This window comes from Streptomyces sp. NPDC096046 (assembly GCF_040303285.1).
Lineage (GTDB): Bacteria > Actinomycetota > Actinomycetes > Streptomycetales > Streptomycetaceae > Streptomyces.
Map to the genome: position 1 here is coordinate 85,840 of NZ_JBEOSZ010000029.1, position 9,290 is coordinate 95,129.

Below are 9,290 nucleotides of genomic sequence, written 5' to 3' on the forward strand. Positions count from 1 at the left end.
GGTACGCCGTACCCATAAGTACGACGACTCGAGTGCGGGACGAGAGCCATGTACGAGGAAGAACAGCGACCGGACCACGGTCCCCTGGCGGGTTTCACCGTGGGTGTGACGGCCGCGCGCCGGGCCGATGAGCTCGGGGCGCTGCTGCAGCGACGCGGTGCCGCCGTCCTGCACGCCCCTGCCCTGCGCATCGTGCCGCTCGCCGACGACAGCGAACTGCTGGCCGCGACGAAGGAGATCGTCGAGCGGCTGCCGGACATCGTCGTGGCGACGACCGCGATCGGCTTCCGGGGCTGGGTCGAGGCCGCCGACGGCTGGGGGCTGGGGGAGGAGCTGCTGGCGCGGCTGGGCGGCGTACGGATCCTGGCGCGCGGGCCGAAGGTCAAAGGCGCGGTCCGGGCCGCCGGCCTGACGGAGGAGTGGTCGCCGTCGTCGGAGTCCATGGCGGAGGTGCTGGACCGGCTGCTGGAGGAGGGCGTCGACGGCCTGCGCATCGCGATCCAGCTGCACGGTGAGCCGCTGCCCGGCTTCGTGGAGGCGCTGCGGGCGGGCGGGGCCGAGGTGGTCGGGGTGCCCGTGTACCGCTGGATGCCGCCGGAGGACATCACACCGGTCGACCGCCTGCTGGACGCGACGGTCGCCCGGGCCGTGGACGCGGTGACCTTCACCAGTGCCCCGGCCGCGGCCTCCCTCCTGTCCCGGGCGGAGGAACGCGGACTGCTCGACGAGGTGCTGACGGCGCTCGGCCACGACGTGCTGTCGGCCTGCGTCGGCCCGGTCACTGCCTTGCCCCTGCAGTCCCGCGGCATCGACACGGTCCAGCCCGAACGCTTCCGCCTCGGCCCCCTGGTCCAGCTCCTGTGCCAGGAACTGCCCGCGCGGGCACGCTCCTTCCCGGTCGCCGGGCACCGCGTGGAGATCCGCGGCCACGCCGTCCTGGTCGACGGCGACCTCAAACCGGTCCCGCCCGCCGGCATGTCCCTCCTGCGCGCCCTCTCCCGCCGTCCCGGCTGGGTCGTCGCGCGCGCCGACCTCCTGCGCGCCCTGCCCGGCTCCGGCCGCGACGAACACGCGGTGGAGACGGCCATGGCCCGCCTCCGCACGGCCCTCGGCGCCCCGAAGCTGATCCAGACGGTGGTCAAACGCGGCTACCGCCTGGCCCTGGACCCCAGCGCCGAAACGAAGTACGCGGACGCGTGAGTCCGCCCGGAGGTTGATCCAGAACACGCCGGATGTGGCCCTGCTGGGCGCGTGGGCCGGGCCTTGGGGAGCTGGGCCGGGTGCCCCCGTGGGTGGGTCGACTCGGGGAGTCTGCCGGGGTGGTGTTCGGGGACGTGGTGTCCGGTGGGTGCCTGCCGGGGTGTGGCGCCGGTGGTGGGGTGGGGCGGCTTGGGGGAGTCGGGCCTGGGGTGGTGCCGGTGGGTGGGTCGACTCGGGGAGTCTGCCGGGGTGGTGTTCGGGGACGTGGTGTCCGGTGGGTGCCTGCCGGGGTGTGGCGCCGGTGGTGGGTGTGGGGCGGCTTGGGGGAGTCGGGCCTGGGGTGGTGCCGTGGGTGGGTCGACTCGGGGAGCCTCACCGGGCGGCGGGGAGGCGGAGTCCGGCCAGTGCCCGCCGGGGCGTGGCATGGTGCGCGCGGGGTGGCCCGGGGACGGCCGTCCCGGGGACGGTTCGGCTTCGGAAGGTGGGGTCCGGCGGGTGTCCCCACGGCCGGTGCGTGTGCTCGCGGTGCGGGCGGGCGCAAGAAGCTGCTGGTGCTGAGCCTGCTGCTGATGGGCGGTCCGGTCGCGTCCGGCCACCGGGCCGGTCGGCCGGCCGGTCCGGGCGTGGCCTGAACGAGGGCGCCGCCGGGCGGTCGCCGGGGCGAGGTGTGCGTGAGGGGTTTTCGGCGTCGGCGCGGGCAGGCACTGTAAGAGGGAACGGTTTCCCGGTCCTCTCACCGGCGTCTCACCGAAGCCCTCGCGACCGGGGTGAACCCCTAGGCGGTGACAGGCACATGGCACTGGGTACGGCCACGGCCCCGTACGAGCTGCGCTTCGACGCCGGGCGGATCTGCCTGGACCTGCTCTCCACCACGCACCCGGAGGAGCGGCTCGGCTCCGTCGACGTGCTGCGCGCCTGGATCACCGGCTCCGGACTCGTCCCCGCGGACACCGCCCTGGCCCACGCCGACACCGGCTGGCTGCTCGCCTTCCGTGAACTGCGGGGTCAGATCGACCGGTTGGTGCGCTGCCGGCCGAGACCCGGAGTCGCCACGTACGACCTGGCCCTCGCCCGCGTCAACGACCTGGCCCGCACCGCGCCCCCGGCCCCGCGCGCGGTCCGCGGTGAAGACGGCCAGTTGCTGCGGCGGTTGGACGCTCCGCCCGGCTGCGCCGCCCTGCTCGCGGTCGTCGCCCGGGACGCCGTGGACCTGCTGACCGACCCCGCCGCCCGCGCGGCCCTGCGCCAGTGCGAAGGGGACAACTGCCCCATCGTGTACCTCGACACCTCCCGGGGACGGAGGCGGCGTTGGTGCTCCAGTGAGGTCTGCGGGAACCGCGAACGAGTCGCCCGGCATCGTCGGCGCGCGGCACTCGCCCGCGCGTGAAACGGAATTGAGTGGTCCGTGCACTCAATTTCCCTGTCCTAAATGCGACTTCTGCGGGGGTGGCGGCAAAGTGATTTCGATTACACGTCGTTTACCTACGCCACCGTAGGGAAGGCCTGGCTTGATCTTGCCGATGTGGCGGAAATGTAAAGAACGCGGGGTGGGAATGTGCACCCATGTCCCCCCTCGTCACGTCACTCCGAAGAAATCTGTCGGGTCTCCTTGAACGCCCAACCGCTCCCGTCCGTACGGCTTGTGGAGCGACCGACTGGGGGAACCCCCGGACACCGGAGGTGGGCGTGCGCAAGGATTCCGTCGTGGCCAATGAACGTGCACCGAGGGCCCGACATCGCATGTCCCAGCCCTCGGAACCCGACGAGGAGCTGATGCGTGCGCTCTATCGCGAACACGCCGGACCCCTTCTGGCATATGTCCTGCGCCTGGTCGCCGGAGACCGGCAGCGCGCCGAGGACGTCGTCCAGGAGACGCTCATCCGTGCCTGGAAGAACGCCGGTCAGCTCAATCGGGCGACCGGATCGGTACGCCCCTGGCTGGTGACGGTCGCCCGGCGCATCGTCATCGACGGCCACCGCAGCCGGCAGGCCCGGCCGCAGGAGGTCGACCCGTCGCCGCTGGAGGTCATCCCCGCGGAGGACGAGATCGACAAGGCGCTGTGGCTGATGACTCTCTCGGACGCACTCGACGACCTGACCCCCGCCCACCGGGAGGTGCTCGTCGAGACGTACTTCAAGGGGCGTACCGTCAATGAGGCGGCCGAGACTCTGGGCATACCCAGCGGAACCGTCCGCTCCAGGGTGTTCTACGCCCTGCGTTCCATGAAGCTGGCACTGGAGGAGCGGGGGGTGACGGCGTGATGAGTGTTTACGGGGGTAACCAGGGATTCGGCACGGGAGGCATGGGTATGTCTGGACCCATGCAGGAATCTCCGGTGCCGAACGAGCACGAGACCGTCGGCGCCTACGCCCTCGGCATCCTCGACGACGCCGAGGCGACCGCTTTCGAAGCCCACCTCGCCACCTGCGAATGGTGCGCCCAGCAGCTCGACGAACTGGCCGGCATGGAGCCGATGCTCGCCGCCCTCGCCGATCTGCCCGGCTCCGGCAGCACCCCGGCGATCGGCGAGTCGCTGTCCGCGAAGCCCCGCCCGCGCCTGGTGGAGAAGCTGGTCGACGAGGTGGCCGACCGCCGCGCCCAGAAGCGCCGCCGCAGCTTCTACATGGTGGCCGCGGCCGGCGCGCTGATCATCGGCGGGCCCTTCGTCGCGGTGGCGACCAACGGCGGCGACGGCGGCAGCGGCGGTGCGGAGAACCGTCCGCTCGCGGCGAGCCCCGCCAAGGCCGCCTTCGAGGACATCTCCGACAAGATCACCGCCACCGATCCGAACACCAAGGTCTCCGCCACCGTCGCCCTTCAGAAGAAGGACTGGGGCACGGGCGTGGTCACCGAGCTCAAGAACGTCAAGGGCCCGCTCAAGTGCGCCCTCGTCGCGGTCGGCAAGAACGGCGAGCGCGAGACCCTGGCCTCCTGGTCCGTCCCGGAGTGGGGCTACGGCCTCCCGGACGCCAAGTCCGACAAGGCCAAGGAACCGCTGTACGTCCAGGGCGGAGCCGCCTTCGACCCGAACGAGATCGACCATTTCGAGGTCGTGACCTTCGACGGCAAGCGGCTGGTCGAGGTCGACGCGTAGGCCCGTTCGGTGGCCCGGCGGGCGCCATCGGGGCGACAGGTCCCGCGCCCGCCCGCCAGCCCGTAGCCTCCAGGGCTCCCCTTCGCGTACGGTTGACGGCTGCCCAGCACGTCAGAAGGGGGCCCGGTGGCCGTTCAGGCTCACAGACAAGACGCGGTCGGTTCGGTGCGCGATTCGGTTCGTGACCGGGAGATCCGCGTCGAACAGGAACACCTGGACCGGGTCTACCGGCGCCTCGAGGAGAAGATCCACGAGGCGGAGTTCCTCATGCAGGACGCGGCCCGGCGCGGCCAGGTCGGCACCCCCGGCGCACTGGCCGAGCGGGACGCCCAGGTCTTCCGCGCGGGCATCCACCTCAGCCGGCTGAACAACGAGTTCGAGGACTTCCTCTTCGGCCGTATCGACCTGCTGACCGGCAAGGACGGCAAGAAGGGCCCCGACGGGGCGTACACCGCGATCGAGCCGGCGGAGGGGGCCGTACGCCCCGACAACACCGCCGACATCGCCGAGACCCTGCACATCGGCCGCATCGGCGTCCTCGACGCGGACTACGCCCCGCTGGTCATCGACTGGCGCGCCCCGGCCGCCGCGCCCTTCTACCGCTCCACCCCGGTCGACCCCGGCCGTGTCGTCCGCCGCCGCGTCATCCGCTCCAAGGGCCGCCAGGTCCTCGGTGTCGAGGACGACCTGATGCGCCCCGAGCTGACGGCGTACCTCGACGGCGACGAGCTGCCCGTCATCGGCGACGGCGCCCTGATGGCCGCGCTCGGCCAGGCGCGCAGCCACACCATGCGCGACATCGTCGCCTCCATCCAGGCCGAGCAGGACCTGGTCATCCGCGCGCCCGCCGCCTCCGTGACGTACGTCGAGGGCGGCCCCGGCACCGGCAAGACCGCCGTGGCCCTGCACCGCGCCGCCTACCTCCTCTACCAGGACCGGCGCCGTTACGCGGGGGGCATCCTGATCGTCTCGCCGACCCCGCTGCTCGTCGCCTACACCGAGGGCGTGCTGCCCTCCCTCGGCGAGGAGGGCCAGGTCGCCATCCGCGCCATCGGCTCCCTGGTCGAGGGCAGCGAGGCCACGCTCTACGACTCCCCCTCCGTGGCCCGGGCCAAGGGCTCCTCCCGCATGCTCAAGGTGCTGCGGAAGGCCGCGCGCGGCGCCCTGGAGGGGAACGATCCGCCCGCCCGGCTGCGCGTGGTCGCCTTCGGCCGCCGTCTGGAACTGGAAGCCCGGGAGCTGGACGGCATCCGCCACGCCGCCCTCGGCGGGACCGCCCCCGTGAACCTGCTGCGCCCCCGCGCCCGCAAGCTCCTCCTGGACGCCCTGTGGGAGCGGTCCGGCGCGGCCGGCCGGCACAGCGACCCGGAGCTCGCGGCCGAGCTGCGTTCCTCCTTCGACGAGGACATCACCTCCGAGGACGCCTTCATCGCGTTCCTCGACGCCTGGTGGCCGGAGCTGACCCCGGCGGCCGTCCTGGACGCCATGGCCGACGAACGCCGCCTCGGCCGCTGGGCCCGGCGGATCCTCAACTCCGGCGAGGTTCGCAAGGTCGCCCGCTCCCTCAGGCGCGAGGGCCGCTCGGTGCACGACATCGCCCTGCTCGACGAGCTCCAGGCGGTCCTCGGGGCCCCGGCCCGCCCCCGCAGGAAGCGTGAACTCGACCCGCTCGACCAGCTCACCGGCCTGGAGGAGCTGATGCCGGTGCGCGAGGAGTCGCAGCGCGAGCGCGCCGAACGCCTCGCCCAGGAGCGTGTCGAGTACGCCCACGTCATCGTCGACGAGGCCCAGGACCTCACCCCGATGCAGTGGCGCATGGTCGGCCGCCGCGGCCGGCACGCCACCTGGACGGTCGTGGGCGACCCGGCCCAGTCCTCCTGGTCCGACCCGGACGAGGCGGCCCAGGCCCGCGACGAGGCACTCGGCACCCGTCCCCGCCGCCGCTTCGAGCTCACGGTGAACTACCGCAACCCGGCCGAGATCGCCGACCTGGCCGCGAAGGTCCTCGCCCTCGCCATGCCCGGCTCCGTGTCACCGAAGGCGGTCCGCTCCACCGGCGTCGAACCCCGCTTCACCGTCGTGGAGGACGCGCTGGGCGCGACCGTCCGCGACGAGGCGGCCCGGCTGCTGGAACGTGTCGACGGCACGGTCGGCGTGGTGGTCGCCATGCAGCGCCGCGAGGAGGCGCGCCGCTGGCTCGCCGGTCTCGGTGACCGGGTCGTGGCACTGGGCAGCCTGGAGGCGAAGGGCCTGGAGTACGACGCGACGGTCGTGGTCTCCCCGGCGGAGATCGCCGACGAGTCCCCGGCCGGCCTGCGAGTCCTCTATGTCGCGCTGACCCGGGCCACCCAGCAGCTCACGGTCGTCTCGGCGGACCGGGACGAGCCCGACGCGGCGGGAGTTCCGGATCTGCTCAGGGACTGAGGACCGATACCCACTTGTCGGCGAAATGAACTACCGGTACGGGAATGGCCTTACGGGATCTGTTTGTTAGCCTGGATGTGGCACCGGCTCGATCCAAGCCCCCGGGCCCAACCTTCGTCGCTACGAGCGACCACTTGCCGCGAGGCGAGCATGGCGGGTCGGTGCCACTCACTTCGGAAGAGACCCACGTCCCCGTGACGTGGGTCTCTTTTTTTCCGGCCCCTTCCACCCCGTTCCGCGAACAAAACGTTCGCAATCGAGGGCGGCTACCTGCTACTCAGCGGTAGGTGCGACGATCGGACGGCACAACTCAGCGTCAGGTGAAAGCAGAGGAAGTCGGCCATGGCAACGGCGCCCAGCGTCTCCTACTCGATGACGGTCCGGCTGGAGGTGCCCGCGAGCGGAACCGCCGTCTCGCAGCTCACCACCGCCGTGGAGTCCTCCGGAGGCTCGGTGACCGGCCTCGACGTCACCGCATCCGGTCACGAGAAGCTCCGCATCGACGTCACCATCGCGGCGTCGTCGACCGCGCACGCGGACGAGATCGTGGAGGAGCTCCGCGGCATCGAGGGCGTCACGCTGGGCAAGGTCTCGGACCGGACCTTCCTCATGCACCTCGGCGGCAAGATCGAGATGGCGTCCAAGCACCCCATCCGCAACCGTGACGACCTGTCCATGGTCTACACGCCGGGCGTGGCCCGCGTGTGCATGGCGATCGCCGAGAACCCCGAGGACGCCCGCCGCCTCACCATCAAGCGCAACTCCGTTGCGGTCGTGACGGACGGTTCCGCCGTGCTGGGCCTGGGCAACATCGGCCCCAAGGCCGCGCTGCCCGTCATGGAGGGCAAGGCCGCCCTCTTCAAGCGGTTCGCCGGCATCGACGCCTGGCCGATCTGCCTCGACACCCAGGACACCGACGCGATCGTCGAGATCGTCAAGGCGATCGCCCCCGGCTTCGCGGGCATCAACCTCGAGGACATCTCCGCCCCGCGCTGCTTCGAGATCGAGGCCCGGCTGCGCGAGGCCCTCGACATCCCCGTCTTCCACGACGACCAGCACGGCACCGCGATCGTCGTCCTCGCCGCGCTGACGAACGCACTGCGGGTCACCGGCAGGGCGATCGAGAACATCCGGGTCGTCATGTCCGGCGCCGGCGCGGCCGGTACGGCCATTCTGAAGCTGCTGATCGCCGCGGGCGTCAAGAACGCCGTCGTCGCCGACATCCACGGCGTCGTGCACGCGGGCCGCGAGGACCTGGTGGACGCCGCCCCGGACTCGGCGCTGCGCTGGATCGCCGACAACACCAACCCCGAGGGCCTCACCGGCACCCTCAAGGAGGCCGTGCGCGGCGCCGACGTCTTCATCGGCGTCTCGGCCCCGAACGTCCTCGACGGGAACGACGTGGCCGCCATGGCCGACGGCGGGATCGTGTTCGCTCTCGCGAACCCGGACCCCGAGGTCGACCCGGCGATCGCCCGCCAGACGGCGGCCGTTGTCGCCACCGGCCGTTCGGACTTCCCGAACCAGATCAACAACGTGCTCGTCTTCCCGGGTGTCTTCCGCGGTCTGCTGGACGCGCAGTCCCGGACGGTCAACACCGAGATGATGCTGGCCGCCGCCAAGGCGCTCGCGGACGTGGTGACCGAGGACGAGCTGAACCCGAACTACATCATCCCGAGCGTCTTCAACGACAAGGTCGCGGGAGCGGTCGCCGGCGCCGTGCGGGAGGCCGCCAGGGCGGTCGGCGCGGGGGCGGGCAGCCCGACCGGCGTCTGAGGCCCAGGTTGGCCGGGTTCCGAGAGGGCCCGGCGCACCGGCTCTCCGGACTGTGAGTAACCCCACGACCGCCGGGAACCCGGCGCGTCGCAAGAACCCTGTCAGCAGCGCAGCTATCGTGGCGCCAGGCTCAGGCCCTCTTTTTCGTGTGACTCCCCAAAGGTGTTCCCACGACTCCTGCGGGTGCCGGATTGGCTTTCCCGCCGCAGGTAGAGGCAGGATGCGTCCCTGGGCGCGAGGGTCTGACGACGGACCCGGGTCCGGGGACTCACGGAGGACCCTGGCAGCATCGGCTTCGATCTGACGCCTCAACGGCAAGATGAACACGGGAGTAACAACATGAACCGCAGTGAGCTGGTGGCCGCGCTGGCCGACCGCGCCGAGGTGACCCGCAAGGACGCCGACGCCGTGCTGGCCGCGTTCGCCGACGTCGTCGGCGACATCGTCTCCAAGGGCGACGAGAAGGTCACCATCCCCGGCTTCCTGACCTTCGAGCGCACCCACCGTGCCGCTCGCACCGCCCGCAACCCGCAGACCGGCGAGCCCATCCAGATCCCCGCCGGGTACAGCGTGAAGGTCTCCGCGGGCTCGAAGCTCAAGGAAGCCGCGAAGGGCAAGTAACCCCTGCTGTTCGTGCGCCGACGGTGTACGAACCACAGTGAGTGACGTCAAAGGGGCGGCCACCCGAACCGGGTGGCCGTCCACCTCCACCGGGCCCTCCATCAGCAGCGGACCCTTGCGCTGGACGGCGACACGACGCGCCGCCGCCGACCGGTCAGACGGGGAGTTCGGCAC

At 71.7% G+C, this 9,290-nt stretch carries 7 protein-coding genes and 1 pseudogene; 7 read left to right on the forward strand and 1 reads right to left on the reverse strand.

Annotated features, from left to right (window positions below; all coding sequences use genetic code 11):
• The first annotated feature begins 48 nt into the window (after nucleotides 1–48).
• From ABTX62_RS24220 to ABTX62_RS24250, 7 genes are all read left to right on the forward strand, one after another.
• A complete protein-coding gene (locus ABTX62_RS24220; RefSeq protein ID WP_352118156.1) occupies nucleotides 49–1,200 on the forward strand; it encodes a uroporphyrinogen-III synthase in 1,152 nt (383 codons plus the stop codon).
• Between the two features lie 793 nt (nucleotides 1,201–1,993).
• Nucleotides 1,994–2,587, forward strand: a complete 594-nt coding sequence (locus tag ABTX62_RS24225; protein ID WP_352118157.1) for a CGNR zinc finger domain-containing protein — start codon at nucleotides 1,994–1,996, stop codon at nucleotides 2,585–2,587.
• A gap of 353 nt (nucleotides 2,588–2,940) precedes the next feature.
• The gene (locus ABTX62_RS24230; RefSeq protein ID WP_010039908.1) at nucleotides 2,941–3,462 is read left to right on the forward strand and encodes a sigma-70 family RNA polymerase sigma factor; all 522 of its coding nucleotides are present in this window, start codon (nucleotides 2,941–2,943) and stop codon (nucleotides 3,460–3,462) included.
• Nucleotides 3,462–4,295: an anti-sigma factor family protein gene (locus ABTX62_RS24235; protein ID WP_352118158.1), complete on the forward strand. Its 834-nt coding sequence runs from the start codon at nucleotides 3,462–3,464 to the stop codon at nucleotides 4,293–4,295. Before ABTX62_RS24230 ends, ABTX62_RS24235 begins: the two co-directional genes overlap by 1 nt.
• 126 nt (nucleotides 4,296–4,421) lie before the next feature.
• Nucleotides 4,422–6,719 carry a HelD family protein gene (locus ABTX62_RS24240; protein WP_352118159.1) on the forward strand — a complete coding sequence of 766 codons (2,298 nt, stop codon included), beginning with the start codon at nucleotides 4,422–4,424 and terminating at the stop codon, nucleotides 6,717–6,719.
• Between the two features lie 342 nt (nucleotides 6,720–7,061).
• On the forward strand, nucleotides 7,062–8,495 hold the full coding sequence (locus ABTX62_RS24245; protein ID WP_352118160.1) for an NAD-dependent malic enzyme: 1,434 nt from the start codon (nucleotides 7,062–7,064) through the stop codon (nucleotides 8,493–8,495).
• Between the two features lie 339 nt (nucleotides 8,496–8,834).
• Nucleotides 8,835–9,116 (forward strand): HU family DNA-binding protein, encoded by a 282-nt coding sequence (locus ABTX62_RS24250; protein ID WP_003990598.1) that lies wholly within the window; start codon nucleotides 8,835–8,837, stop codon nucleotides 9,114–9,116.
• 78 nt (nucleotides 9,117–9,194) lie between these two features.
• Here the strand turns inward: ABTX62_RS24250 and ABTX62_RS24255 are convergent.
• A pseudogene (locus tag ABTX62_RS24255) lies at nucleotides 9,195–9,290 on the reverse strand (CDGSH iron-sulfur domain-containing protein); the annotation flags it as partial.

Excerpts from the sequence above, each read along its gene's own strand:
- ABTX62_RS24220 (WP_352118156.1), top strand. The coding sequence starts at position 49 with ATGTACGAGGAAGAACAGCGACCGGACCACGGTCCCCTGGCGGGTTTC.
- ABTX62_RS24225 (WP_352118157.1), top strand. The coding sequence starts at position 1,994 with ATGGCACTGGGTACGGCCACGGCCCCGTACGAGCTGCGCTTCGACGCC.
- ABTX62_RS24230 (WP_010039908.1), top strand. The coding sequence starts at position 2,941 with ATGTCCCAGCCCTCGGAACCCGACGAGGAGCTGATGCGTGCGCTCTAT.
- ABTX62_RS24235 (WP_352118158.1), top strand. The coding sequence starts at position 3,462 with ATGAGTGTTTACGGGGGTAACCAGGGATTCGGCACGGGAGGCATGGGT.
- ABTX62_RS24245 (WP_352118160.1), top strand. The coding sequence starts at position 7,062 with ATGGCAACGGCGCCCAGCGTCTCCTACTCGATGACGGTCCGGCTGGAG.
- ABTX62_RS24250 (WP_003990598.1), top strand. The coding sequence starts at position 8,835 with ATGAACCGCAGTGAGCTGGTGGCCGCGCTGGCCGACCGCGCCGAGGTG.